This is a genomic window from Mucilaginibacter sp. UYP27, from assembly GCF_040547175.1.
Taxonomy (GTDB): Bacteria; Bacteroidota; Bacteroidia; order Sphingobacteriales; family Sphingobacteriaceae; genus Mucilaginibacter.
On record NZ_JBEPPE010000002.1, the window covers coordinates 698,351 to 724,787 of the forward strand.

Annotated in this window: 23 protein-coding genes; 5 read left to right on the forward strand and 18 right to left on the reverse strand. The window is 41.3% G+C overall.

What is annotated here, in order from left to right; genetic code table 11:
- Positions 1-3 precede the first annotated feature (3 nt).
- The 3 genes from ABIB39_RS11085 to ABIB39_RS11095 form a co-directional block, all read right to left on the reverse strand.
- Complete coding sequence (locus ABIB39_RS11085) at positions 4-465, reverse strand: 5-fold beta-flower protein (RefSeq protein ID WP_354429926.1); 462 nt, start codon at positions 463-465, stop codon at positions 4-6.
- 354 nt (positions 466-819) lie between these two features.
- Complete coding sequence (locus ABIB39_RS11090; RefSeq protein WP_354429928.1) at positions 820-1,044, reverse strand: hypothetical protein; 225 nt, start codon at positions 1,042-1,044, stop codon at positions 820-822.
- A complete protein-coding gene (locus tag ABIB39_RS11095; RefSeq protein WP_354429930.1) occupies positions 1,038-1,538 on the reverse strand; it encodes a hypothetical protein in 501 nt (166 codons plus the stop codon). Before ABIB39_RS11095 ends, ABIB39_RS11090 begins: the two co-directional genes overlap by 7 nt.
- 158 nt (positions 1,539-1,696) lie before the next feature.
- On the opposite strand from ABIB39_RS11095, the gene ABIB39_RS11100 reads away from it, so the two are divergent.
- Together ABIB39_RS11100 and ABIB39_RS11105 are read left to right on the forward strand one after the other, a co-directional pair.
- Positions 1,697-2,863, forward strand: coding sequence for an FIST signal transduction protein (locus ABIB39_RS11100; protein ID WP_354429932.1), 1,167 nt, complete (start codon positions 1,697-1,699; stop codon positions 2,861-2,863).
- Positions 2,864-4,075 carry a sensor histidine kinase gene (locus tag ABIB39_RS11105; protein WP_354429934.1) on the forward strand — a complete coding sequence of 404 codons (1,212 nt, stop codon included), beginning with the start codon at positions 2,864-2,866 and terminating at the stop codon, positions 4,073-4,075.
- Positions 4,076-4,666: 591 nt separating this feature from the next.
- On the opposite strand, the gene ABIB39_RS11110 is transcribed toward ABIB39_RS11105, so the two are convergent.
- The gene (locus tag ABIB39_RS11110) at positions 4,667-5,725 is read right to left on the reverse strand and encodes a PAS domain S-box protein (protein WP_354429936.1); all 1,059 of its coding nucleotides are present in this window, start codon (positions 5,723-5,725) and stop codon (positions 4,667-4,669) included.
- A gap of 206 nt (positions 5,726-5,931) precedes the next feature.
- Between ABIB39_RS11110 and ABIB39_RS11115 the strand changes: the two genes are divergently transcribed.
- Both ABIB39_RS11115 and ABIB39_RS11120 read left to right on the forward strand, forming a co-directional pair.
- The gene (locus tag ABIB39_RS11115) at positions 5,932-7,653 is read left to right on the forward strand and encodes a GAF domain-containing protein (protein ID WP_354429938.1); all 1,722 of its coding nucleotides are present in this window, start codon (positions 5,932-5,934) and stop codon (positions 7,651-7,653) included.
- Between the two features lie 150 nt (positions 7,654-7,803).
- Positions 7,804-9,525, forward strand: a complete 1,722-nt coding sequence (locus ABIB39_RS11120; protein WP_354430125.1) for a PAS domain S-box protein — start codon at positions 7,804-7,806, stop codon at positions 9,523-9,525.
- A 1,209-nt stretch (positions 9,526-10,734) separates the two neighbouring features.
- Here ABIB39_RS11120 and ABIB39_RS11125 read toward each other — a convergent pair.
- A complete protein-coding gene (locus ABIB39_RS11125) occupies positions 10,735-10,959 on the reverse strand; it encodes a helix-turn-helix domain-containing protein (RefSeq protein ID WP_354429940.1) in 225 nt (74 codons plus the stop codon).
- 128 nt (positions 10,960-11,087) lie between these two features.
- Here ABIB39_RS11125 and ABIB39_RS11130 point away from each other — a divergent pair, with 128 nt between their 5' ends.
- The gene (locus ABIB39_RS11130; RefSeq protein ID WP_354429942.1) at positions 11,088-12,149 is read left to right on the forward strand and encodes an IS110 family RNA-guided transposase; all 1,062 of its coding nucleotides are present in this window, start codon (positions 11,088-11,090) and stop codon (positions 12,147-12,149) included.
- A 296-nt stretch (positions 12,150-12,445) separates the two neighbouring features.
- On the opposite strand, the gene ABIB39_RS11135 is transcribed toward ABIB39_RS11130, so the two are convergent.
- The 13 genes from ABIB39_RS11135 to ABIB39_RS11195 all read right to left on the reverse strand — a co-directional run bounded on the left by ABIB39_RS11135 (position 12,446) and on the right by ABIB39_RS11195 (position 26,433).
- The gene (locus tag ABIB39_RS11135; RefSeq protein WP_354429943.1) at positions 12,446-14,023 is read right to left on the reverse strand and encodes a hypothetical protein; all 1,578 of its coding nucleotides are present in this window, start codon (positions 14,021-14,023) and stop codon (positions 12,446-12,448) included.
- A gap of 9 nt (positions 14,024-14,032) precedes the next feature.
- Complete coding sequence (locus ABIB39_RS11140) at positions 14,033-14,584, reverse strand: WcaF family extracellular polysaccharide biosynthesis acetyltransferase (protein WP_354429945.1); 552 nt, start codon at positions 14,582-14,584, stop codon at positions 14,033-14,035.
- Positions 14,571-15,140, reverse strand: a complete 570-nt coding sequence (gene xrtY / locus ABIB39_RS11145) for an exosortase Y (protein WP_354429947.1) — start codon at positions 15,138-15,140, stop codon at positions 14,571-14,573. Before xrtY ends, ABIB39_RS11140 begins: the two co-directional genes overlap by 14 nt.
- Positions 15,130-16,011 carry a glycosyltransferase family 2 protein gene (locus ABIB39_RS11150; RefSeq protein ID WP_354429949.1) on the reverse strand — a complete coding sequence of 294 codons (882 nt, stop codon included), beginning with the start codon at positions 16,009-16,011 and terminating at the stop codon, positions 15,130-15,132. Before ABIB39_RS11150 ends, xrtY begins: the two co-directional genes overlap by 11 nt.
- Before the next feature lie 38 nt (positions 16,012-16,049).
- The gene (locus ABIB39_RS11155; RefSeq protein WP_354429950.1) at positions 16,050-17,189 is read right to left on the reverse strand and encodes an XrtY-associated glycosyltransferase XYAG1; all 1,140 of its coding nucleotides are present in this window, start codon (positions 17,187-17,189) and stop codon (positions 16,050-16,052) included.
- Complete coding sequence (locus ABIB39_RS11160) at positions 17,186-18,586, reverse strand: exosortase Y-associated Wzy-like protein (RefSeq protein WP_354429952.1); 1,401 nt, start codon at positions 18,584-18,586, stop codon at positions 17,186-17,188. The genes ABIB39_RS11155 and ABIB39_RS11160 overlap by 4 nt, the downstream gene beginning before the upstream one ends.
- Positions 18,576-19,757 carry a glycosyltransferase family 4 protein gene (locus ABIB39_RS11165; RefSeq protein WP_354429954.1) on the reverse strand — a complete coding sequence of 394 codons (1,182 nt, stop codon included), beginning with the start codon at positions 19,755-19,757 and terminating at the stop codon, positions 18,576-18,578. Before ABIB39_RS11165 ends, ABIB39_RS11160 begins: the two co-directional genes overlap by 11 nt.
- Before the next feature lie 276 nt (positions 19,758-20,033).
- The gene (locus ABIB39_RS11170) at positions 20,034-21,305 is read right to left on the reverse strand and encodes a glycosyltransferase (protein WP_354429955.1); all 1,272 of its coding nucleotides are present in this window, start codon (positions 21,303-21,305) and stop codon (positions 20,034-20,036) included.
- Positions 21,306-21,464: 159 nt separating this feature from the next.
- Positions 21,465-22,421 (reverse strand): hypothetical protein, encoded by a 957-nt coding sequence (locus tag ABIB39_RS11175; RefSeq protein ID WP_354429957.1) that lies wholly within the window; start codon positions 22,419-22,421, stop codon positions 21,465-21,467.
- Positions 22,405-23,628 carry a glycosyltransferase gene (locus ABIB39_RS11180; protein WP_354429959.1) on the reverse strand — a complete coding sequence of 408 codons (1,224 nt, stop codon included), beginning with the start codon at positions 23,626-23,628 and terminating at the stop codon, positions 22,405-22,407. The genes ABIB39_RS11175 and ABIB39_RS11180 overlap by 17 nt, the downstream gene beginning before the upstream one ends.
- Positions 23,629-23,637: 9 nt before the next feature.
- On the reverse strand, positions 23,638-24,585 hold the full coding sequence (locus tag ABIB39_RS11185; RefSeq protein WP_354429961.1) for a glycosyltransferase family 2 protein: 948 nt from the start codon (positions 24,583-24,585) through the stop codon (positions 23,638-23,640).
- 5 nt (positions 24,586-24,590) lie between these two features.
- The gene (locus tag ABIB39_RS11190) at positions 24,591-25,508 is read right to left on the reverse strand and encodes a hypothetical protein (protein ID WP_354429963.1); all 918 of its coding nucleotides are present in this window, start codon (positions 25,506-25,508) and stop codon (positions 24,591-24,593) included.
- Between the two features lie 4 nt (positions 25,509-25,512).
- Positions 25,513-26,433, reverse strand: a complete 921-nt coding sequence (locus tag ABIB39_RS11195) for a glycosyltransferase (protein WP_354429964.1) — start codon at positions 26,431-26,433, stop codon at positions 25,513-25,515.
- Positions 26,434-26,437 lie beyond the last annotated feature (4 nt).

Here is a 26,437-nt window from a genome sequence, read left to right on the forward strand (position 1 = left end):
ATTTTAGTGTACGGGATGTGGTGTGCTTTTTTCTTTCAAAAAAAGGCAATGTGCAGCGCAGGCATGTAACTTATAATTTTTATGAGTTGTTCCGAAATTATGGCCCTGCGGATCCAATATCTCACACTCTTCCGCGTCTTTATCTTTTACCGTTAGTATCGTTTCACCAACATTGTTAAAGTAAAAGCCGTTCTTTTTTGCCATTCCTAACTTGTTCCCTTTGGCATTAATAACGTTACCATTTTTGTCAATAAAATAAATGGTTTTTCCTTGATTGTCTCTGACGATGTCGTCTTTTCCAATTTGTCCAAGAAGTGTACCGCCATGGTCATGTATACCGCCCTTTTTGTCGATACGAATAAAGTTTGATGTGGCTTTTGTTGGCGCTTTTTGCGCGAATGCGGTAGTAAGGGTAAGCATTAGCAGGGCCGTTAAAGCTAACACGCTGGTTTGGATCTTTTTCATGATTGTTTTTTTAACCAAAGGAAGCTGGAAACCCGCTTTAATTAACTGACGAACAGTAAGAAAAAAGGTGATCTTAGTCATCCGGGGTTGCTTGCAGGTACATCATCACGTACCCTTGAGCAAAGCGGAACCATCACAGTAGAATAATATCTTTATAATTACGTTTGCGCAGGAAGCGCTTCGGTGCTTATTACCGCGTTTAACAGACCAAAGATGCCTACATACATAATTATGCAGTAAATGCTTTACGCATCTGCTGCATAATTATAAAAGCTCACTTAGGTGAATCTTATTTCTTATTTAAAATATGGTTTGCTGCCAGCACCAAAAACATATAATCGGTAGTTCCCCCTCCTAAAACATATTCACCTGTTGCCATAAGAAAGGCCAGTTCAGCAATCCCGGGAAATCGGGCCGGATTAATGCTGTTCCGGATGTTATACCACTCGGAATGTATGACCAATTTGCCCGGTTAAACCCATAAGCGGTAGTCATCGATTTGGCACCAATTTCCGATGCAAAAGATGCTGTATTGGAGCCGGGATGGCAACCCAACACAAAATTCATTGCACTTAACATATACTCGTCTGTAAAAATATCAGGGAAGTAGGTGTAAAGGAAATATTGCTTGTAACCAAATTTTTGTATCCCCAAGCCCGCGCCCATATTGATGGCTCGTATGGTAAACCATAAGGCGTTTTAGTGCCTTGTATTTTTATATGTGCATATAATTTTTTAACGGCGTTGGTTATTCGGTCATGATAATTTTTATCGCTGATCAATGACATGGTTCGTGCAACCAACCAGCCGTTATAATCTATACTGGACGCGATATTTTTGGTTTGGCTAACTAAATAGTTAGCGTACATAGTGTCTCTGGTTGTTATTAGCAGTTCTACCGCCAAAGGTACTCTCCCTACCGCGTTTTCACCCTTGCTACCGTTCCAAATTTCTTTAGCAATTTGCAAACATTGCGTAGAAAGGGTATCATTATAACCTTTCATTACCCTGCTTGCCGCCGCCATTGATGCGGCAGTAGCAATGCTCCGTGATGGGTTATTTTCCGTAAACACCCAGCGGTCATCGGGCGTATTTCGAAAACCCGAACCAACTGCGGGGGCTTTGCTGCCGGCCGCCGGTTTTACTGCCAGAAAATTTTAGCTTTTTTAAATCAAAACCGATAGATCGTTGTTTCCATTAAATACTTTAAAAGACCTATATTTTAAAAACAATGACTAAATCCGCAATTGTTTTCACTCAACAAAACGATGGCCGCGCTGCCGGAAAAGAGCTTGGAGAGAAAATCATCGAAAAACTTGTTGACAAAACACCAAACGTGGTGATCGTTTTTGCCTCCTCAGTGTATGATTACGGTGCGCTCCTCCATTCGATAAAGGAAACATGCATCCCGGGAATCCTGGTGGGTAGTTCTTCGGCCGGCGAATTTACCTCAGATGATTTCGGCACTGATTCCGCTTGTGCAATAGCCTTGTATTCTACTGAGATGCAGTTCAGGGCGGGCATCGGAGAAGCTATAACAACCAGCCGCGACAGAGTAGCTGATGAGTTGTTAGCCATATTATCCCCTGTGCACGAATACCAATATCAATATTATTCTGCAATGGTATTTGCCGACGCGTTATCGGGTTTTACCGATGAACTGATAGAATTGTTAACTGAAAAAACGATGGGGAAATACCAATTTTTTGGCGGCGGCGCCGGCGACAACGCAAATTTTCAGAAAACCCATGTATTTTACGACACGGAAGCTTATACCGACTCTGCAGTTATATTAGAAATATTGTCAAACAAGCCAATTGGTGTTGGCTCTGCCCACGGCTGGAAAGCTGTTGGTTCCAGGATGCGCGTGACAGAGACCAATGGAATGACGCTGGTTAGTTTAAACAGTCGCCCTGCAGTGGAATTATTTAAAGACCATGCAGATAGCACCGGGCAAAACTTCAATGCTGATGAGCCTATTTCTTTTTTCCTGCACAATATTATTGGGATAGAGGTTGCTGGTGATCATAAACTTAGGGTGCCATTAGCTGTTCTTCCTGATGGTTCCATTGCCATGGCGAGCGACATCCCAAACGGCGCGTATGTCAGTTTTATGGCGACAGATAACGATTGTTCAAAACAAGCGGCGATTCAGGCTGCCGCGGGCGCGATAAAACAACTGGGCGATCATAAGCCAAACGTAGCCTTATTTTTTGACTGTGTAGCCACAAGGCTCCGGATGGGAAAAGAATTTGACTTCGAGCTTGAAAAGGTTAATGAGACGCTTCAAGGGGCTAATTATGCAGGCTGCAATACCTATGGGCAAGTGGCAAGGGTAAACGGACAATTTAGCGGTTTTCAGAATTGCACCGCCGTGGTTTGCGTAATTCCCGATTAAATGTTGTCATCACTCGTCGCAGGCTTAAATGACCCGACCAACCGGTTTCAGGCAGCAAACAAGTTGGCGCACTTTTTTGGTTGCTCTCATTTATTTGTATTTATTGTCGATTGTGAAATCGGGATATTATTACCTGCGCCAGGTTTTCCTCAAACTTTACCGAATGGGAAATCTTGGCAGGACTTTACTTCAGGTTGTTCCAAAAACGGGCACCAGCAGGGCTTGTTACCATTCCCTGAAGCTAACACGTTACAAAACTCCATCGGTTTTTTGGGTCCGGAACAGTCTGTAATTGTTTTCTTGGGCGGAGTTCCAACGCGTGAACAAGTCAGACCGTTGATAGAAATTTTACCTATCCTAATAAATTTATTTACCAGGGAGTTTGTTGAATTCAGTACTCAAGCCCGCATCGACTTTGCTGACAAGGCGGTGACCAAAGCGGAAAAATTAGCCGCGACTATTGATGTTATGAGGTTGCATTTGAAAGATGCGCTCGTTGAACAAAACAAAGACAAAAAGGCTATTGAAGAATTAATGCAAAAGAAGGATGAGTTTATGAATGTTGCCAGCCACGAACTCAAAACGCCCATTACTACCACCAAAGCTTATCTTCAGATCCTCCAAAAAATGATTCCTCCGCAGGGAAAATCCTCCGCCGGAGATTTTATTTTTAAAGCCAATAGGCAGTTAGGCAAACTAACCGACCTAATTGATGACCTGCTTGATGTAAGTAAGATTCATGCTGGTCAAATGGTTTACCATTATGCTGAGATCGATTTAAAAAATCTTATTGAAGAGGTAGTAGCGCAAGTACAGGTTACCAGCCAAACTCATCAAATTATTATAGCCCATAATGTTTCTTCTAAAATAAATGGAGAACAACACCGTCTGGAACAAGTTATCAATAATTTTTTATCCAACGCAATCAAATATTCGCCGGGAGCCGAAAAAATCATCCTCAGAAGTGATATAAACAACTATACCGTTAAGTTGTCGGTAAGGGATTTTGGCATCGGTATACCACCCGAAAAACAACAGTACGTTTTTGACAGGTTTTATCGTGTACAAGAATCGTCAAAAAAATTTTCAGGCCTGGGGTTAGGATTATATATATCGGCAGAGATCATCAAACGCCACGGTGGAACCGTAGGTGTAAACAGCGATGCCTCCGGGTCAGAGTTTTACTTTACATTACCTTTAGTAAACTCCTAAGGAGATCGACTAAGACTTTGCCTCTGGGTTATTGAACCAATCTTTACTTCCTGCGGTTAGCTGTGATAACGATTATTTTTAAGCGAAGAAATATTACAGCCTCCGGCAACAAAGAGGGGGCAATTCCCAGCATTTTTGAAAGTCCCCCGAGGGCGCGTTAGTGTACAAGCAAACTCGCTTTTTATGATTAACGCCACTAAAATTTATAAAATCAATGTCAGTATTCGATAGTATATTAGAGATATAAAATGACGGGAACAGGCGGGATAACATCTTTACCGAAGACGGAAAGGTACTCGCTGAAAGATGGTTATAACTTGCCCTAATGATGTTGAAGGAATTTACAGAAGCTATAATCAAGTCCGTTCTTCAACACCCCGGTAAAGAAAAAAACTATTTTGCTTTCCAAAAGGGATGTTGTTGTAAAGCCAATAATTTGCTTAAGACTAGAAAAAGTGTTCACAAAACATAAAGGAATATTGAAATACTTGGGCCGGATCTGATCACGCAGATCAAATACAGTTTTTATATGTTAAAAAAGTGAGGTTAATGAGTGATCTGTCGAATAATGTTCGGGAAACTTTTAGCATCTCAGTGAATGGTATCGATCTTATCATGGATGAGTCTAACCATACCATCTAGTTCATCGGCGCATTTGCCAACCAACTTAATTAACTCTTCTTTTTCATCGTGATCAGTAGATTTTTCGATCAGGTCCATCAATCCTTGTATAGAAGCAACCGGACGGCGCATTTCGTGAGAACTGGTCCATGATATTTCCCGAAGGACGGTGTTGTGGCGAAGGATTTCATTGTCGGCCGCCACACGGCTACTGATATCCCGGAAATTACAGACTATAGCGTTGACACTGGGCTCCGCCAACATATTGGTAAACAAGCATTCCAGCCAAATATAATGCCCATCTTGGTGGCGGGAGCGAAAGCTAACCATTACTGGTTGAGCTGGATTCAAAATTATCTCATCAATTGAGGCATGTACCCGCTCTTTATCGTCCGCGTAGACAAGTTCGTCAATGTACGTGTACTGCTGCTCATTGCTCCACCCATTGATGCGTGTGGCCGAGAGGCTTCTGTAGAAAACGCGAAAGTTCCGGTCCAGCAGGGTAATACCATCGTAACTATGCTCAATCAATTTGCGAAAGCGCAGCTCGGTTGCAACTATCCGGCCGGTTTGTTCTTTTACCCGGCGCTCTAATTCATGATGCATTGCCTCACGCTGGTCTTCCGTTATCTTTCGCTCGGTCTGGTCACGGGTCATTTTTGCAAACCCGATATGCTTATTGTTTTGATACAAGGGTGTAAACACGATATTTGCCCAGAATTGCGAGCCATTCCGACGGATCCGCCAGCCTTCACTTTCATGGGCACCGCTTTCCAGGGCTTGTGATAGGTTGTGTTGAGGCTCGTTGTTGAGGATGTCTTCCGGGGTGTAGAAAATCGAAATATGCTTACCAACAACATCAATTTCCTTATAGCCCTTGATCCTCGCAGCCCCATCGTTCCACGTGAGGATATATCCTTCGGGGTCAATCATAAAAATAGCGTACTCCTTAACGCTGGCAACTAATAGTTGGAATAGCGACTCGTCAGGATTGGAAGATTCTTGTACGATATTTTGCTTAACGATCACGATGTTTTGGTGGTTAAATATTTAGTTGTTTACGCAATTTATTATTTTCACCTCGATATTTCAAATTCTTTTGTTAACCAATTATAAGCGACGATTTATTGTAACGGAAGTTGACTTAGAACTTAAATATATTTCTGCTTTTACTTGAAATAGCAAAACACTTTTGTTTAAATTGCATATATGCTTTGTAACCTATTATAGCCAATATGTCCAAACTGCCATCATTAGTTTTTGCTATTGTGTTCCTGGTCATGTTGGCGCTAACCCAATTGCTAACCTATCAGCAGTATAAATTTTCAATCAACAAACACAAGAATGAACTTATACAAGAGGCCGCCACAGCAAAAGATCGTTTCCGGAATATATTATTCAACGACATCGCCGCAGCTAATACCCTTGCTATTATTTACAAACAATACGGCGTTCCTGCCAAATTTGACAGCGTCGCCCGTCAAATAATATATAACAGCCGATATGCCCAGGCGTTACAGATTACTGAAAATGGAATAGTAAAAAATGCTTACCCCGATGCTCGTTATAAAAGCACTATTGGCACTAATGTAAATGCTGATCCGACACGTAAGGCCGAAGAGGCGCGCGCTGTTGACCGAAAGGATATTTATTTTGCAGGCCCGCGTCGCCTACGTTTTGGCGATACAGGGATACTGGGCAAAGTACCTATCATTGTAAACAACAAGGTCGTGGCAGTTGCGACAGTGCTTACACGGCTTAACATTATAAAACAACAGCTTCAGCATCCAGGCTACGATAAAAAATTTGCTTATCAATTGGTGAAAACTGAGAAAAAACGCTCTGTACCGTTCCTGATATCTACTGCTAAACCTGCCAAAGAAAGTGAGCATGTTTATACCCAGATACCCGAAGGCGACTGGTTGTTGCGTGTAAGCTATGCTGATGGCTATGCTTTATATAGATTTCCATTTGAAATGTCAGTTTTGGGCATCTTATTATCGCTTGCCGCAGGTGTGCTTGCCTACAGAAAAGTGAGGGAACCCTACAAACTTAATGCAATAATTGATGTTAAAACAGCACAAGCTAATAAAGCTGTTAAAGAGTTAAACCTGCTTAATCAGGTAAATGATATTATCCTGACCGAGCAAGACATTCCTAACCTGTTTAACAAGGTTTGTTGTTGCATAGGTGAGTCGGATAGATATTTACTTGTCTGGATATGCGAAAAACCGCCTGAAAGTGCAGTCGATCAAACAATAGTTCCGCTGGTGGCAATTGGCGCTACCGACTATTTGAAGGATGCAAAGATAGTGCTCAATGACCCCGAGCGATCTAACGGGCCTACCGCGAGGACTCTACTTACCGGAAAAACTGTTATAAATAATGATGTTGCCCATTCCGCGTATTTTGGTCAGTTTGTAAAAGATGCAGACAGGTTTGGCATTCGTTCATCGGCCGCATTGCACCTTAACCTTGGCAGCGACGAAAGCGGGGCGTTAGTCATTTACGCGGGGCAGGCCAACGCATTCGATGAGCATGAGGTATCAACACTTAACCGCCTTGCGGCAAATTTATCCATTGCAGTACAAAACATTAACACCCGCAAAGAAAAAGAAAGCACCAGGCGTCAATTGCAGGAACGGGTAAAAGAATTGACCACTATCTATAAGGTTAACCAATTACTTCAGCAGGAGCATTTGGATACAGACACACTGTTACAGGAGATAGTAGAAGCGTTGCCTCCAGGCTGGCAATATCCTCATGTATGCCAGGCAAGGATATGGTTTGATAATAAGGAGTATAAAACAGAAAGATATACAGATTCAGTATTTAAACAGACAGCTGATTTTGGTTTGCTTGACGGCAGAAAAGGAAGCGTTGAAGTAATATATACTGAAAACACCCCCCCCCGAAGCGGAAGGGGTATTCCTGGAAGAAGAGCGCAGCCTAATTAATTCTATAGCCGAAGCCATAGAGGTTTATTTTGACGAGGATATTCAGCAGTCGGAACTTGCGAAATCTGAAAACAGATTCAGGGGAGCTTTTGAGGATTCAGCAATTGGAATGGGGCTTACCTCGGTAGAAGAAAACTCTATGGGCGATGGATAAAGGTAAACCGATCATTACACGAAATGCTGGGGTATACCGAAGACGAACTTTTATTGCTCACCTTCATGCAAATTACCCACCCCGATGATTTGGCAAAAGATCTGGCAGCTCAAGACCGTATCTTGAGGGGAGAAGCAGATACTTATCGTTTAGAAAAACGGTATATCCATAAAAACGGAAGCATAATTTGGATAAATCTTAATGTGTCACTTATCAGAGATAAAGATAGCCGTCCGCTGTACCTTGTTGCCCAGATGGAAAACATTACTGAAAAAGTAGAATCTCAGTTTAAGTTTCAAAATCTGGTAGAGAACTTTACGGTAGGGGTGTACATAATCCAGAATGAAAAAATGGTATACGTAAATCCGAGAATTGTAGAAGAGATGGGGTATGCCGAAGAGGAGATAATTGGACAGCCATTTGAGAAGTTTATTTACAAGGACGATATCAAGCTGGTTAGAGGAAACATGAGGGAGCGGGTAGAAAAAAACATCAAATCTACCAGCAGGTATGAAGCTCGGATAGTAAAAAAAGACGGACAGTCGTTATGGTTCGAGATATTAGGCGGGGCAACTTTATACGGTGGACAGCCTGCCCTGATAGGTACAATGGTGAACATTACCGAACGAAAGGCAGTTTATGATGAACTGGAAAGGTCAGAGGCCAATTTGAAGTCGATGTTCGAAACTACAGATGTATCATACATGTTGTTTGATACCGAATACAATATTATTGCCATTAACAAGCACATGAAAGATATTTACTTACATGCTGCCGGTACGGAATTAAAAGCAGGAAGTAATATGGCCGATTCGCTCTTACCCGAAAGACGGGAGAAAGCCCTTGAAAGATACGACCGCGTATTACAAACAAATCAAGCAGAAGATTACGAAATATCCTATACAAAAGATGGTGTTTCCCGTTATTATATAGCCAACGTAAAACCTGTTCATGATGGCAAAAAGGTGATAGGTTTATGTGTTTCGGGTATTGACATTACCGAACGGAGAAATGCCCTTGAGCAGTTAAAAAATGCGAATACGAACCTGCAACAACGAGCCGGAGAGCTGGCTGTCTCAAACGCCGACCTGGAGCTTTCGAAAAAAATGTATAGCGAGCTGTTTAATTTCAGCCCCTTACCGGCATGGGTTGCGGATATTAATACTTTACGATTTTTGGACGTTAATAATGCTGCCGTACTACATTATGGCTATACACGTGAGGAGTTTTTGTCAATGAGTTTGCATGTGATAAGGCCTACAGCAGAAATTCCTGACATGGAACGTGCTGTTAACGAACGTGCCAACCAAAACGAAGGCATTTACAGTACGATATTGACCCATAAAAAAAAGAATGGCGAATTAATGAGTGTCGAAATTCAAGTCGCGCCAATTTTCTATTCGGGTGTTAAAGCCAATATTGCGATAGCTACAGATATAACTGAAAGAGAGCATTATATCAAGGCAATTGAGGCACAAAATGCGCGCTTACTTGAAATATCGTGGATCCAATCTCATATAGTGCGCGCACCTCTTTCACGAATGATGGGACTGATCCCCTTGCTAGAGGGTTCAACCAATACCGCGGAGGAACAGAAGATAATACTGGATTACCTTTTAATATCGGCTCATGAGTTGGATGAAGTTATAAAAACGGTTACTGATAAATCAAAAATTGAAGACTTCCAAACATTAACGCCCGATATAAAACGTAGATAATGTTGCTTGCTCAGCTTAAAAAACTCCGGACTAATGCTTTCCATTCCTGGGGGCAAAGATACGTGAGGCCGACCTGGCCAACTTTCCGGTACGCGTAATCGGCGTTGCCCAGGTCAGCCTCTTTACGATGCAGATAAGCATGAACCCAGGCGGATTCCCGGTCGCTGAGCTGGTCGACCAGTTTGTGGGCTGATTGCCATCGCCCTTCGCATTGTACCAAAGGCTTTTAAGCTGCAAAGGCAACCCGCAATCGGGCTCATTTGCATTTAAAGAAGTGTTAAGTCAGTTAGCGTTTGCATTTGTATAAAAGAAAAAGCCCCTTAATTTTGCAATTAAGGGGCTTTGACACTTTTGTTAATGTAATCAGCGGAGAGCTAGGGTTCAGAACCTAAGCTCTTATGTATTGATTATCAGTACTTTGCATTTTAAAAGTTACCTTACTCTACGAATGACGCAAATAGCAAGTTTACTCTAATTGTTAAACCAAATATAAGGCATTTTTCCCTGTCTAAAGAATTTTTTAAATCAAAATCACCCCTTTCGAAGTGGAAATACTATCAATGCAATCCGTTATTCCATAAATAAGTGATAGGTATATTAATATAATGCTCGGATTTACACAACAAAATATTGGGATAAGCGTATACCTTGCTTTTATAAGCGTATGAATTTCTTAATATACTTTGCAATCTTCTTCTTGGCAATTGCCATACTCCTTATCTTAGGAATATTATTCTTTAGCTTTCTAAAGTATATTAAAAGGAAGTATTATCCCAATTGGAAGTTTCCTGATTATGTGAGTGTAGGGTATGCGGAATATCTATATCATAGGTATATTAAGAACGACGTAAAATAAAGCCCGGTTAAGGGCTTTAAATTTATGCTGGTTCCTATATTACTGATAAGATGCAATCCGCAGCGCGTTGAGCCTGTACAGCAGCTTTAATAACTAATGTTTTATCATTCTTTAATGCTTTAAGCCAGCTTTCAAAGTAGGCTGCACGGTTGTCGATAGCTCCATACTAATGTGATCAATGATCTTCGCTTGCAGCATCCCATCCTCATCCCTGTCCGCACCTACATTTAGACGGACGATTTTATGCGTTCCTATAAAGGCATGATCTCACCATCATAGATATCAATAAGGTTTTCAAAAAAGGAAACCAGGTAAATTCATTTATGTCAAGCTTAAAGGTAACTTTAGACGATTTAGAATTCAAGTAATTCTTTTGCTTCTATATTTAGGCCTTTTGCAAGTTCTTTCAATGTCAATAAGCTCAAATTGGTTTCGCCTTTTTCGTATTTTTTAATGTCTGCGTGATCAATCATGCAATTTTGTGCCATTTTCCTGTAAGACAGGCCTTTGACTAATCTTAATCTAGAAAGATTTTCGCCAAAATTCTTTAAAAACGAGGTGTCTTTATAATTTTTCATTTCCGCAAACTTTGCCGTCGGGAAATTCTATTTTAAAAATGTAAAAAGTGTTGGTGAAATCACCAACACTTTTTACATTTGCAACAGATTGAAATATGTGAAAGGCAATAATTAGGCTATCCAATGCTATGAATAATAATGAAATTTTTAAACCAATGAAATATAAATACTTTATTGGCATAGATATATCGAAAAACAAACTAGACTTCGCCGTAGTAAAGGATAACAAAGTGCTTTTACAGGAAATTGCCTTGAACGAACCAAAAGCGATATTAGCGTATTTGGAGACATTGAAAGCAAGATTGAGTATCAAACCATCCACCACGCTTTTTTGTATGGAACGGACTGGCATTTATGGCAATCATCTGATTGCCATGCTTTGGAAACGGAAATTTAAATTTGTCGTCGAACACCCGCTACATATTAAAAACTCAATGGGCTTAGTTCGTGGAAAAGATGATAAAATAGATGCATTAAGGATTGCAAAATTTGCGCAAAAGAATTGTGAAGAAATCAGGCTTTGGGTTCCTCAACGATTGGAAATGGGGCGATTGAAAAGCCTTGTCTCATTGAGAAATAAACTAATGGGAATCAGATTAAGTCTTAAAATGCCGATCGCCGACGTGGTGACATTTATGCCTAAATTGATAAAAGATCAAGCTATTCAAGCATGTGAAAAAAGTCTGGAAGCGCTAAGCGATGACCTGTCAAAAGTTGAATTAAAAATTAAGCAGGAGCTAACTGAAGACAGTAGATTCAACCGGTTATTAGAAATCCTGACATCAATCCCAAGCGTTGGAATAGTAATGGCTGTGCAATTTATCACCGCTACGAACGAATTCAAAGATATCACGAGACCAAGGCAATTTGCATGTTATGCAGGAGTAGCACCATTTCGATTTGAATCGGGAAAAATCATAAAAAAGCTTAAGGTATCTCATCAAGCTAACAAAAAAGTAAAATCGCTATTACATATGTGCGCGATAGGAAGTTTGAGAGTGGATAAAGAATTAAAAGCTTATTTTGACAGGAAAAAAAAGGAAGGGAAGCCTGGGATGCTTATTGTCAATGCAATTAGAAATAAGATTATCGTCCGCGCTTTCGCATGTGTGAATCAGGATCGACTTTATATAGCTCGCGAACAAAAAGATGACGAAGATGAAAATTGTTTAATGATATCCAACCCTTGATTTTTGGAAATTAAATATATCGGGTTTAGCAGCAGATGATTGTCCCTCGTACAAAGTTAAAGACTTACACGTATTTTTAATCTCTGTTGTTAACCTGATATAATTTGCATTGAAAAACTATATAGTTTCATACTATCATTATACAGCATTTATAAAATGCGGCGGAAAACTTGCGAAAGTTAGATTTAAACTTTTTATGAGTAGCTTGAATCTTAACAGTTCAGGTGTACTATGGAGGAAAATAATTTTAGCTTTTCAAGTTCTCGAGCCGCTTACTTTTTTGATCAACAAAGACGTTATCGCGCCTCAGTAGCGAAGTAAAGTACATAGTTATCGCTTAGTTCTTTAAGCGAAAAACCTTTGTACCCCGGGAAGGATTTTAGGATAACAGATGCCCTTATACCAATATAGTATTGGGGCATTATAATATAAAGCGGGCCCGAGTAGCCCTTGTGGATATATTGATCAAAGTCTATATTGATGTCTGTGTTAAGTGCATCGAGTGTAATTATCCGGTTACGCTGTATCTCCAGCCCAAGATCGGGGCTAAAGAAAACAAAGGTGGCATCTTTCTGCTTGTCGTCGAGCAGTTTAACATAATTAAGACTTTCCTGGTCTATAAATTGTTGCCCAATGCCCGATGTGCCGTAAGCCGTGTAGTGATGCAGTCCATAACTACTTGTACAGTAAAATATCACCGAAAAACAGCCAATTACAGCTATAAAAGCGCCCAAGATCAGTCGATAAGCCATCTTATACCGACTAAATAAATACAGCATTCCCGGTGTAATAAGTAAACCTATAATTCTAAAGTGCCTTGCCTCATAGGAAATATCTAACCGGCGCAAAAATGCCGAACCGAAGAACAAAAGTGATACACTATAAAATATGATAATGATGTTGCGGTAATTTTTATCGGGGACTTGGGTACAGATCTTGCATATCAAAACAATACTCAATAGTGCAAGCAGGATGAGTAGGGCGGCGGCCCAGCCGGCAGATAGTACGGCGCTATCATTATGAAAAATAAAGCCGTTTACCAGGTCATCAGCCGAAAAGCCCGCAAGTATTGGCGATGCGATAGGGAAAGTGAATACCTTCCAGCTCAAATCAATACCGTTTGATCCCGAAGCGGGATTTTGGCCTTTAGACAAGTATGCCCATGATATAACTACTACAGATATCAGTGCAGGTATGCCAATCCAAAATCCTTTAAAAAGCCATGCTTTGACGTTGCGGCTTTGGCCAAATAGCTGGATCCACAGGAAGAATAACCCCGCAAAATACATCCATATGAATGAGGATTTGCAGATGAATCCAATCCAGCCGGATAGCAGTACAAACAGTAGCAGTTTCCAATCGGGTTTGTTAAATACCAGGCAACCGTACAGGAACCATCCCGCGAAAGCGAATAACAATGTTTCGCCGCCGATGTAAAAGATATATGGGGTAAAAAAAGCCTGCTGGCAAATGGTCACCAATAAACTTAAAGCGCTTATAGTTGGCGAAAAACCAACTTTTCTAAAGAATTTATAAAAGCCAATAAGCCCAAAAAATTGGCAAAGCATAGTGGTTACCGATGCAGCGTGCCCCGTATTTAATCCTAACAGGGCTTTAAAAAAATAAGGGATAAGATACTGCCCCGGCGACCACCACGATATAAACTCGCTGGTGTTTTGGGCTATATTTTGCTGGCTGGGTTTGCTGAGCACATTAAACGGCCCGCCAAACTCCATCGACCGTAAAACCTGGAACCCCCAGCTGGCATCAGGGAAAATTGCAGCCGGCGTAATAATAACTAAAATGCCCAATACAGAAACAATTGTAAAAACTGTTAGCAGGATGATACGGTGCGAAGGAAAGGTGTTAGGCATGATAGATATTTATTCGATAGAACGGCCCCGTACTTTAACGGCGGGGTTACCCTGGTATATGCTATAAGCTTCAAGATCTTTTGTAGCTACAGACCCACTGCTTAATACAGCATGGCTTGCTATGTTAAGCCCCTGGTTAACAATTGCGCCGCAACCTATCCAAACCCCATCCTCTAAAGTGATAGGCTTGGTTATCAGATCGAAAGTAGCTTTTTTATAATTATGGCTGCCGGTTTGTAAAATAGCCCCTTGCGAGATGCACACGTTACTACCGATAGTAACCGTAGTGAGGCTGTCTATCCAAACGGCTTCCCCTATCCAGCTGTGGTTGCCAATTTTGAGGTGCCATGGGTATTTGATGTTTATGCAAGGTTTTATCATAACACCTTCGCCAATTTTAGCCCCAAATAGACGCAGCAGTGCAACTTTAACACCGCTTACCGGTAACCAACCCGATTTAAAAAACAAACCGTTTACATAATACCACAATAACCTTTTGAGGGCGTTGCCACCGGGATGGTAGGGATGATTGTTGTATACCGATAGGTTAGTTTGCTGCATTTAAGGTTGTGGTTTTGTCCTGGTAACGGGTATAAAAATACAAGCTAATGGCTATAAGTATGTACACTACAATGTTAAAAATAGTGTGGTGATCGGATAAATAGACGTTTGTATTTCGTTTCCAATAAAGCGCGAGCAATACAAACCGCAATATGTTTAACAATTGAATGGTAACCACCCCTACAACCCAAAATAATACTTTAGATTTTAAGCTGCCCGGGTACGCAACTACAAACGCCGTAAAAAAACACATTACACCAAAACCAAGGCAATCATAGGCTATATGTAAAATGTTATGGCTCACTACCAATAGTTGATAATCGTTTGTACGTGTTTGGTAGCCAAGTATCCTTAAAATTGAGGCGCTGCTTTCTATTAAAATATAACGCAGGCCGCTTATCATATTCAGGTGCTTTTCAAAAAAAGGCATGTACAAACCACCCGGGCTTGTGATGCTTACATAGCCAATATAAAAGCCGTAAAGCAAGCCGAATAAGCATAAAAACTTAATCGCAAAAATTAAAGCAGGGTTTAATTTGGGCCTATTACCCTTCATTTTTTTGTTGCTTTAAAAGTTCGTAAACCTTAATGTCTATCATCATCCGAAACCAAAAGCCCTGTAAAAAATGGAATACAAACCCCGTTTTACCATCTAAAAAACCAAGTTTAATAATATACCTTATAAAGTAATATAATACCGGCCGCACAAATAACGGAAACGCCTCATATTTCTTTTTCATGTAACGTCTGCGCTGCATAGGGTTGCCCCAAAACCTTGGTTCAATTAGCTGCACATCGTTATTTTTGTTGCGTTGATCAACCTGGTATTGCGCTTCAAGCGTTGCCCAGTGATTGTGCCTTATTACAAAAGTATTTATCGAATCGGTAATTATATCGATGATATCACCCTTTAATATTTTTGTTTTACCGTTAACCAGAAAATGCTGATCGTACAGCTTTACTTCGCAACTGCCAAAGCCGTTCCTAAACATATTGGCGTGGTAGGTTGGGTAGTGGCCCCCATGTTTTATCCATTTGCCCATAAACATGGTGCGGCGGCTAATTAAAAAGCCGTTTATATCGCTTACGGTTTGGGTTGTTAGGGTGGCATCAAGTTCGGTAACAAGCGCTGCGCTAACCCGGTGGTCGGCATCGAGGTTAAGTACCCAAGTGTTTTTTAAGGGCAGGTTTTGTAGCGCCCAGTTGCGTTGCGCCGCATAGTTCTCAAACGGATTGGTGTATATGTTAGCCGTGTATTGGCGGCAAATTGCCAGTGTATTATCTGTAGAACCCGAATCTACAATATAGATCGTTGCGTTGAGCGGTAGCACGCTTTGTAAGCATGCTTCAATGTTTTTTTCCTCGTTGAAAGTTAAGATAACGATGTCTAAACTTTCCGTCACTTTAATCGCGATTTGATTTGGCATGGGTTGTCGAAATTAGACCCGTAAGTGTTATATGATTATCAGTCATTTATATGTTGCTTGTAAAGGCCTGTATAAAGTTTGGTTAATGGTATTTCGTTAAAGTTGTTTCTTATGATAAGCGGCGCGTTTTTTCTAATCGCCAGTATTTCATGTGTTTTGTATGTAATGATTTGGTTGAGAGCGAAGCTTACCGAATCTGCGCTGCGTTCACATAACCAACCTAATTTGTTTTCAGTCACGTAATTTGCCAGGCCAACGTCCGTACTTATCAGCACTGGCGTACCGACGCTTAAGCTTTCGATAATTGCGTTTCCAAAATTTTCGTCGTATGATATTAAAACAAAAAGATCATGCCTGGAAAGCACATCAAACTTATCATCATTTAGGAAGCCAACCCATGTAATATGTTCAGCAATATTATTTTTTGTCGCTAATGCTTTTAGTGTTTTTATATAGCCGGGATTTCCATCACCGGCTATAGTTAGATGGTAGGGGGCAGCAACATCGGGAAGTGCATTGAAAAGTATTTCCAAATTTTTCTTTTCCTCTATACGTGATAAAAATATGAGTTTGAAAGGCTGAGCCAGGGCTAGTACATTTTGCGGGTAACCTTTACCTAACTTAACAAAGTTAGGTATCGTTGTCATACTTTTAGGTGATACAAGGCTTTGAATGGCCGTATACTCGTGTTGAGATGTTACATGGATGTGGCTGCGATTTAATAGTAACCTCCCTATTAAATTATGTAAAAGTTTTTTTATACCGCTATTTCTATTTTCAAACGAGTAAGGGCTTAGCGTACCCCTTGGTGAGATAAATACAGTTACGCCGCGCATTAAAGCAACAATGCATGATAATACCGACACGAGATTCCACCAGGCGTGGATGTGGACGGCATTATATTGTCGCGCATTTTTCCAAAGTGAGATCAGCAAAGCAGGTGAAAAATGGGTATGATCTTTGGTGATACGCTTAAAATAGATAACATTGACGCCATCAATTTTAACAGAGGCGTTTGGCACAACATCCAGTTCGGCCAAGCCGTTAGCGGTTGTTGCATAAACATCTATTTGATGACCGCTCGCGACCAACTGTTCGCACAATTTAGCCACAGACATGGTTGGCCCACCATAAATATAGGCCGGTTTATATGCCGCTATTATATGCAGTAATTTCAAACCTTTTTTAAAATTTTAGCTCTTTTCAAAATCATGAAAATTACCAGCATACTGATGTAACTCCAAAATACCGAGTTAAACAAAAACTCGAAACTCAACCCGCGCCACAATATTTGGAACAATCCGCTAAAGATTAATGCTGAGCCTAAAATGTATCCGCCAAAAAGGGTTTCGGCTTTAACTGATATCAATTGGGCGACAGCGCCGTAAATAAATAAGTAAAACATTATCCCTGGCGCACCTCCGGACAAATACGCATCAACCACAAATGCCGGCTTTGCTGAAACACTGGACAATCTGTTCACTACACCAGCGTTATAAACACGTTCCATCACCAAATCTTCAGTGATCGGTTTTTCCGGCCAAAATACCCGGGGAATAATTGCTATAACGGATTGTTCTAACAAAACAGGGCCATAATAATCAACGGTTTTTGGTGTAGATTGAACGAACAAAGTAAACATGTCGATCTCGCTTAAACGATAAGCGAAAAAGTCCCAGTTCGATTCTTTGTTATCTTCGTTTAATGCAGCGTCAAGTGCGATTTGCGATGATTCTGATGCATCTGCCTCACCAGACCATGCATTTTGCCTGAAGCTATTTACGTAGGTCGGTAATATCAAAAACGCAAAAAATAGTAAGGGCCCAAAAATAACAACAACCAGTTTTTTATAAATAGGATATAAAAACACACCTAATACAAGTACACTTATAATAATTGGTTCTTTAAAGCCGGAATGAAATGCCTCGTAAAGATTAAATGCATATAACAACGAACATATAAAAGTGTTAAAAGATTTTTTTAAAGGAATAGCAAAGGCAAGCGCCAGTGTACCTGCAATAAAACTCAAAGAACTAAGCTGGTAATAGAATTGGCTGAGGCCGGGTATCTTAAGAAAAAAAATAGACACAGGAAAACTTATAACAGCGATCTTAAGTAAAAGGTTGGCTATTGTGCTATTCTCTATAAAATACGTTTTCTTGGCAGGGTATTTCATGAAGACCAAGATCCCGGTGACAAACGATGCATGTGCCAGACAATAATATCGCTGGCATTGTGCCACAAGCATCATCCGGCTTTGGTCAACTAAATAAAAGTCGCTGAGTTTTTTAAAATCATTATAGCCAAGGGTATCCAGGAAATAAAAGATTGAAGTGCAGCTCATAAACCCGGCAAATATTACCTGCATAATAAACAAAGGACGCATCAATTGCTCACCTATGCTTCTGTCTCCGGGAATTGGTTTCACCCATCCCGATAAGCTTATCAAAAAAATAAAGAATGAGCCTGCCCATGAAATTATGTATGATGTAATGGGATCTTGCTGAAATACTACAGCCAGGATCGATGGAATAAAAAGCGCTAAATATCGCTCAAATCCTTTATTATGATGCATTTTTGCGATTAAAAGTTTTTTGAATTTTTGCAGTCCTATAGGTAATTTCCCGTGCAATTTCGGCAAAATTCCAGTTTTTTATTATTTCCGCAGATTGCTTTCCAAAGTCTTGCAAAGATTTTTTGGAGGTAGTGAGTTTAGATAAATATTGATGTAATTCACGTTCGTTACCTGCTCTAAATATATAGCCATTAATGCCTGGCTTGACCAAGTCAACAGCACATCCAACCTTATCGGACACCAATATTGCTTTTCCACATGCCATAGCTTCGTTTACAGCCAGGCCCCAGGTTTCTCCAGGTCCTTTTGAAGGAAGACAAAATAAATCACAAGCCTGGTAAAATACCGGCATTTGCGTTTGATTTTGAAAATCCATAAAATGAACGCGTTCGTTTTGCACTAAACTCGTTAGTTCACCGCGTAAATCGCCATTGCCAACGAAAAGTAAGTGAGCGTTTGAAGCATCTAATCGTAAAAACGCGTTAAGCAATAAGAGTGGATCTTTTTTAACTTCGAACTTGCCTGCAAATAATAAAAGTGTGTCGGCTTCTTTAATCCCAAGGCCTGCACGCAACTGGCTTACTTCGTTGCTTCTATCCTCTGAAAACCGGTTGTTGTCGACTGCATGCGGCGCAAACGATAACTGACTGTCATTCAAACCAAACTTCTTGTAATAGTTGAAGTTATTTGTCCCAGTGTAAAACGCGTGATCTATAAAACTGTAAACCCATTTTAAAACCAACCACCTGAGCTTGTTTTTTAACCATGGTCGATTATCCAGCAAATTTGAATCCCCCCGAAAAAATAGGGGAACCTTACCTTTAAAATAACGGAGCAAATTTAAATGGCTTTTAAAGGACCAGCCAAAAACTAAAATAGCATCAGGCCGCCAACTGGCAATCTGTTTTACCAAACCTGGATTTATTATACCTTTATAATTTGATGAACCCGGGTTAGCAGATGTATTATTTACCCATTCATAAGGGTAACCATCCAACAAAGGAATATCCCAACTGATTTTTTTGCCAAATCCGGGATCAAACTTATGCTGTGCAGCCTCACCCCAGGTGTAGAATACCTTGATCCCGATCTGTTGCTGCTCGTGCAGTAGTTTAAATACCGGGGCATAATATTGAATTGGATGGGTGATGATAATGGCTAACTTTTGCATCAGATAGTTTCGTTCATAACAAATTGGATTTGTCGTTTGTACGAGGATTTTTATAAAAGCCCGCTTAAAAGGATGATAGATATAAGAATTAGCGCGGTCGGAAGTCTCCCGTTCATGGCTGTCATGTTACTTAATCCCGCTGCCTCTAAACTTAAATAAGGCTCTTGAGACCCCTGGATGGTAATTGCTATCTCATAAACGCTACAATTCTCTTGCGGACTATACATTGCCGAAAGACGGCTTATTATAAGCTCAGGGTACGTTCTGTTGATCACATCAAATTATTCTATCAAACAAACGGCACTGTGCCCGTGTCATTTCAGCCGCTGCGTATTTTTTTACGGACCCTGCATTATACTCAACCTTCTTAAAATTTCCGTTGACGAGTTGATTAAAAAACTCATAAAGATCTGAAGGGGTTACCTCATCATAATTATAAACATGCTGCACGCCGTAGTCGTGCATAATGGATATTGCCGAGCTGGCTTTGTTGAAAATGGCCAGCACCGGTTTGTTTGTAAGCAAGTATGGAAATATTTTTGATGCTGTGTACTGCGGATCATCAGATCCGGGGATGAATAATACATCGGCTTGCTGCAATGTAAGCAACGTGTGGTAATAGCTAATGCGGTTAGTCGTTTCGATAAGATTTGCCTCAATACCAAACTGTCTAGCAAGCGGTAAAATGGTGGCAATGCCATGGCCGGCCGGGGCATAACTGGTACCGATAAAATGAAACCTTACCTTTGAAAAACGCGCAGGGTCATTTGTCAAAACCGTTTTAAAAACCTCAAAAACCGGGCTGATCGCCCTGTACATATCCTTTCCACCGCGGCCTACATATACAATATTAATAAAATCCTTGCTTAAAAGGGATTTAAAGCTCTCCCGGTTTTCTTGAGCGATCTTCAGATCCGGGGCAAAAGCGCCGAATGTAATTACAGCCGAGGGAATGTCCTTAATTTCCGGATAACGGGATTTGACCTGGTCAATGTAACCGCCAGATACGCTTATCAACCCGCTGGTGTTTTTCAGAGCGATGGGCTCCAGGTATTTATTTAGCCTGTAGGCGAACCAATATTTTGGCGGGCGCTGGCTTTTAGGTTTGTTGAGATAATAATCTGAATGCCAGGGATCTTGTATGTCTATAACATACGGAATGCCAAAGCGTTTTTTCCAATAGGCACCTAAAATACAAACCGGGAATTGGGTGGTTGAAAAATAAATAAGATCAAATCTATCCTGTCTTAAAATGCTGTTTACCTTTTGGCTATAATGCCAAAGGCTGCGCAATGCCAGACTGCCCAAGCCAATTTTGGATGTAACACTTTTTGGAAACGCTTTGACATAGTGTATTTTTACCGAAGCAGGAACACTTTGCGACAACAATTCGTCCTGAGACAAGTCGGAATATTCAGGAGCAATGGTAACCACCTCTGCCTGCCAGCCCTGATCTGTCAGGTACGGCAGACTCATGCGTACCCGCTGCATATCGGCAGCGTTTACCGGCGGAAAATACGGGGAGATGATAAGTAACTTTTTTAGCATGCTAAGATGCGTTTTCTACAAAATCGTAAAAAAACTGGGTAAAGCCCCAAAATCATGTTCAAACCGCGGCTTTGATTCAATAGCTTGATATTGCTTAGATTTGAGATTCCCTATCATACCATCATTACGATCGTATCAATAGCGTTTTCTGTTGTTTGTTTATCGTTGTCGTTTCCACCATCTGCTTTGTTTTAACTTCTGCCTTGCCTCTGTCCAATCGCAAACCTCATCAATGATATCATAAAAGCCTTGTTGCTTTTGAGGCAGATCATTGTTTTCAACCCGTTTAACAATGATGGGCAGTTGCTCATAAAATGATTTGGTACGGTAGGGTGGGTGTAACGACCACATCCCTTTGCCTGATCCTAAAAAGTCGATGCGTTTCAGGTTATGTGTTTCAATATAGCTGGCTATCAAATGTTCCGGCAGATCGGCGATATGATGCATTTCAACTAATGCTTTTAATTGATTTCGCCACGAAGGCCTGGCTAGCGAAAGCTTGTTGGTCCTGAATTTTGATGTATCCATTAGAAAAATCCTGGTGCTCATGCCGCCCAGCCGCCAGGTAAAGGGGGCTATTTTTTGGATTATGTTCTGGCTCATTAAGGTATCGTCAGCATTAGGCGGCCCGGGAAGGGGGGCCATTACAAAGCAGGCGGCATCAGCAGTGAATTGTTGTACTGCTTCCGCTATCCATTTTTTACTGCCTCCGCCCAAAAACATGTCCGAATCTAAATGAAAAACAAGGTTATTGGCTGAAGTATATAAGCCGAAAAAGTAAGCATAAAATGGCCCTCCCCTGAAATCTTTTACCGGCATAATATCTTTCCCAAAAAAGTACTGTGCAACTTTTTGCTTAACGGCGGGCGTGTAATCAACAGGGATGATTTTAACCGGATAATGTGGTTCAATCACTAGTGTCAAAAATTCATCAAGAGAATTTTTGTATTTGAACCAACCTTCGGCAAAGCGGCCTTTGCCCGGTTGGGTATCTACCGTTAAAATAATCTCGTCGACCTGGGACTGGAGCATCATCAATTGGTGCGGAAGCAGGTGCCTGACATGTGGATAATCGCCTGGGGCGAGGTTTATCTGTAAGCTAACTTTCTTTTTCAAAAATGCGATTGATAAGATTGACCAATTTGGCGGCTTCGCCGGGCCATGAAAATTTCGATGTGTAAAAATGAAGTATTTTGCTTTTCAAACGACTTAATTCATTAGTTTGTAATTTTGAACCAACCTGATTTAAAATGCCTGTTAATTCCACTGCCTGGTTTTGTTTATACAGGAATATAAAATCGGGGCATTGAGTAGCTATCTCGGCATGCCCCTGTGTATAAGAGGCTATAACCGGCAGACCAGCGGCCATATAGTGAAAAAGTTTATTTGAAACAGTGAGGTCTTTATTTGGTGGGTTATCCGGCTCAAGCGCCAGGCCGATATGGTATCTGCCCGTATCGGCTAGAATTTCCTGGTTTTTCAGCAAAGGCAAAAAAACAATTTGATCTTTTGGAGATAACCGTCTGCTCAAACTATTTTTGTAGCTTTCAGAGACATTGCCCCTCAGGCTCAGCTTGAATTTCGTAGTGCTTTGAGCCATACAATGGATAAAAAACTCCAGTCCGCGCCCTTCGCCTATAGTTTGCGAAAGCCAGTACAAGTGTAGAACATCCTGTTTTTTTGGCACACAAACGCTACTGTTTGGCGAAAATGAATTATAAATAACCGAGGGCATATTTGTTGTTTTATAAAAAGCCTGCAGCCCAAGTGCTAATGCGTGCGACGTGGTATAGCAGGCAACACCGTCTTCGATGGCGATTTTTTCGGCGCGTTTTAGAAGTTTAATCGGTCTTTTTTTGCGGGCACTGGGTAAAAGATCTTGTGAGTACCAGTCTTCTATATCGAAAGCTACTTTAGACGTATGTACCATTAAGCTGCCGGTTACGGTCGCTAGCTCCTGGTGCATGATGTACAGGTCGGCCTTTTGCATGCAAATCCGTTTTTTTAACCGTAATGCACCATAGCCTAAACTAAGCCTGCTTTCAATGCCCGCTGATTGGGCAAATAGCCAAAACTTTTTGGTTAGCCGGGATATAAAACCGGCAATGGCAGGCTTTCGCAAGTCACTGTAAATTTCATAGGATATGCCCGTTCCGGAAAGTAAGGAAAGATCTTCCCGGTATAATGGATCACTATAAATTGCTGTCAGTATGGTTACCCGGTACAACGCAGCTGAAAGTGCCAATGCCTCCTTCAGTACCCTGGGGTTGCGGCACAGGTGGGATTGGCTTACAATGCAAATTTTAGCTTTATTATTATTCAACACTGTTTGTTACAAGACACGGCCTTTTAAAAAAAGTTTCACCCATTTAGTGAGTTTCCAACCTAAAACAGGCAGCAGATAACTGGTAAAGCCCCCGGCCATAAATTTCAGGTCTGGCTTAGCCAATTGGTCAATTTCCTTTTGAGCTATGGCAATCAATTGCCGATGAGAGGGGTAAAGTTCGTAAATGAAACCCTGTAAAAGGTTAGCGCAGCTTCGCTTTATTTTTGAATTATTACCTCCGGATTGTAGTACCAATTTAATGGATAAGCTGATGGACCGGTATAATGAGCGATAAGCCTTATCACCTTTATGGCCCGAAAGACCGCCAATATCAGAGCGGTAATAGAGAAAGGCCTCGTTACAAAATAGAATCCTTTCGGCTTTGGTAAACAGGCGGGTGTAAAATTCCAGATCATCATTAAGGCTCAATTCCTCATTCCATAACCCTGCCTTGTCTATCAGTAGCCTCGGGATAATGGCCCGGCCAGGAGCTGTCATGGGGTTGCCCCTGTACCAGTAAGTATTGATCCAGTCGGTGAGTTGCATTTCCTGATAGGGGATCAGTTCTTTTTTAAAAGTGCTGAGATCGTCATTATAAAAGCGGCCCCATCCTGATAATACAATAATATCGTTTCGGCCTGCTGCCCTTTTGACCTGTTGCTTAATAAAATCAGACGGGAGCAGGTCATCAGCATCAAAAAAAATAATGTATTCGCCGGTCGCGTTTTGATAAGCCGTATTGCGGGCAGCCGAGGCACCCATATTTAGTGTGGATATTGATCTTAAACGAGCATCATTGATCTCACAAATTTGTTTTAAAGTACCGTCCGTGGAACCATCGTCGACTACGATGACTTGTACATTAGCATAGCTTTGCGCCAATACCGATCGAACTGCATCGCCAATATATCTTTCACAATTGAAGGCAGGCATACAAATTGAAACTAGCGGCATCGATTTTAAACCAGTTTTTTCCATGCCATTTTGTAATAGCCTTCCTTTGAAAGGTCAACATAGTGATGTAGTACCCCGTTTTGGGCGGTTATGGTTGCCATATCCGGGTTTACAATGTATTTGCCGGCCGGCAATTCCGTCGCCTTGTCCTCGCCGATGATCATGGCAGATAAGGCCTGCTCCAAATAATACGTAGTGCCCTCATAGTGCTCCAGCGCAGCAACCCACCTTTCCAGGTCGTTCCAATCTATTGTGTCGCTGTTTAAACCGATTGCTCCTACGTTTATCAGTGGTTTGATAGTATTGCCGGCTACTTCTTCCATTAGTTTTTTTGAATAACCATAAGCTTCCCCACAATCGATGATATGGAGCGGATATAGCGGGTTGTTGAGCCAGGTAAGCAATTCCTCAGGTTCGTGCCAGAAAAGCATGTCTGAATCAAGTACAAGTTTCCACCCACTGCCGGGGATGGTATGGATATCGGTTAGTTTTTTGATGTGCGGATAAACATCCCTTTTATGGTGGAGGCAAGGGTATTTCTCAATCGGGAGAACATTCTGCAGGTTTAATGCTATTAATTCTTTAGTTATGATTTTTGCTCCTGGAAGTTGTTTTTTTATCCTGTTAATAAGGACTTCGTCAAAACTGCCGTCATCAACTAATACAAACCTGAATTTTTTTTTGGATACCAGCACCAGTGAACGAATACAGAACAAGGTTTGATACAGGTAATTTTGCCCCGTTAAGAAATATACAGGAAGCCCATCATTTCCCGAAATGACGGGTGGCAAATTGAAGGACACCTTTTCCATGAGCTTACGGGCTGCCATCATTTTGCGATAATTGATATACCCGCCAAAACGCCTGAGATAGTTGAGCCTGGCTTTAGGGTAGCGGTATAGAAGGTTGATAAGTGCCTGCATGTTATTACTTTTGAGGTAGGTTGGCCAATCCCTCAAATAAGCCGCATGCCCCCTGCCATTTGATATATGAAGGATTATTTTGCCATGCTTTATAGGTAAACCATGCTTTTATTTTCCTTGGGAGCACACCTGACACTGATATCTTTTTCCATGGATTGATGCCGTGACTGTGCAATAACTGTACCCATGACCTATTGGTATTGTGAGCCAAACGGGCTAGGTATGCTGGCTGCATACGCTCGGTCGTTATGATATGGTGCAATTCCAGTTGAGGAAAATAGCCAACCTGCCAGCCCGATTTCAGCATATTGAGCACGAGGTCATTATCGCCTCCCGAACTCAGTGAGGTTGCCGTGCGGTCGCTGATGTTGCTTTCGCCTGATTTAATTCTTTCGATGTACGATGTCAATGCTCTACGCCTGATTCCCATGCCTGCGCCGATTGGGGCGGCGTCGGGATATCTATTATCCCAGCCATAAATGATTGTGTCGTTACCCGGATTGCGGAGGGCTAGGTTAATATGAAACTCATTAAGCCATTGAGGCGGGGGGGTCTCAAATAAAGGCAAAGATTTACCGCCGATGGCTGCCAGTTTCTCGTTTTGATCAAAGATAGTTAGGACGTTTTCAAGATAAGCGCTGTTCAGGACATTGTCGTCATCAACCATTACGATTATATCACCTTTAGATTCATTAAAACCCCTAAGCCGGGCGTAAGTTAGACCTTGCCTGGTTTCTGTAATAACCTGGGAAGCAGAATGCCAACTGAGATCATGCTGCTGCCGGAAATTGTTCGACGAGTTGTTATCTATAATGATCAGTTCCCATTCGCGCCTGGCTAACGACTGTATTTTTAATCCCACAAGCGTTTGCGCTAGTCTTTTTTGATCAGGGTTGTAAGTAGGGATGATAACAGAAAGCCTCATTAAT

Coding starts and splice junctions, on each gene's coding strand:
- ABIB39_RS11085 (WP_354429926.1), bottom strand. CDS start 465: ATGAAAAAGATCCAAACCAGCGTGTTAGCTTTAACGGCCCTGCTAATG.
- ABIB39_RS11090 (WP_354429928.1), bottom strand. CDS start 1,044: ATGTTAAGTGCAATGAATTTTGTGTTGGGTTGCCATCCCGGCTCCAAT.
- ABIB39_RS11100 (WP_354429932.1), top strand. CDS start 1,697: ATGACTAAATCCGCAATTGTTTTCACTCAACAAAACGATGGCCGCGCT.
- ABIB39_RS11105 (WP_354429934.1), top strand. CDS start 2,864: ATGTTGTCATCACTCGTCGCAGGCTTAAATGACCCGACCAACCGGTTT.
- ABIB39_RS11115 (WP_354429938.1), top strand. CDS start 5,932: ATGTCCAAACTGCCATCATTAGTTTTTGCTATTGTGTTCCTGGTCATG.
- ABIB39_RS11125 (WP_354429940.1), bottom strand. CDS start 10,959: ATGAAAAATTATAAAGACACCTCGTTTTTAAAGAATTTTGGCGAAAAT.
- ABIB39_RS11130 (WP_354429942.1), top strand. CDS start 11,088: ATGAATAATAATGAAATTTTTAAACCAATGAAATATAAATACTTTATT.
- ABIB39_RS11135 (WP_354429943.1), bottom strand. CDS start 14,023: ATGCCTAACACCTTTCCTTCGCACCGTATCATCCTGCTAACAGTTTTT.
- ABIB39_RS11140 (WP_354429945.1), bottom strand. CDS start 14,584: ATGCAGCAAACTAACCTATCGGTATACAACAATCATCCCTACCATCCC.
- xrtY (WP_354429947.1), bottom strand. CDS start 15,140: ATGAAGGGTAATAGGCCCAAATTAAACCCTGCTTTAATTTTTGCGATT.
- ABIB39_RS11150 (WP_354429949.1), bottom strand. CDS start 16,011: ATGCCAAATCAAATCGCGATTAAAGTGACGGAAAGTTTAGACATCGTT.
- ABIB39_RS11160 (WP_354429952.1), bottom strand. CDS start 18,586: ATGCATCATAATAAAGGATTTGAGCGATATTTAGCGCTTTTTATTCCA.
- ABIB39_RS11165 (WP_354429954.1), bottom strand. CDS start 19,757: ATGCAAAAGTTAGCCATTATCATCACCCATCCAATTCAATATTATGCC.
- ABIB39_RS11170 (WP_354429955.1), bottom strand. CDS start 21,305: ATGCTAAAAAAGTTACTTATCATCTCCCCGTATTTTCCGCCGGTAAAC.
- ABIB39_RS11185 (WP_354429961.1), bottom strand. CDS start 24,585: ATGCCGCTAGTTTCAATTTGTATGCCTGCCTTCAATTGTGAAAGATAT.
- ABIB39_RS11190 (WP_354429963.1), bottom strand. CDS start 25,508: ATGCAGGCACTTATCAACCTTCTATACCGCTACCCTAAAGCCAGGCTC.
- ABIB39_RS11195 (WP_354429964.1), bottom strand. CDS start 26,433: ATGAGGCTTTCTGTTATCATCCCTACTTACAACCCTGATCAAAAAAGA.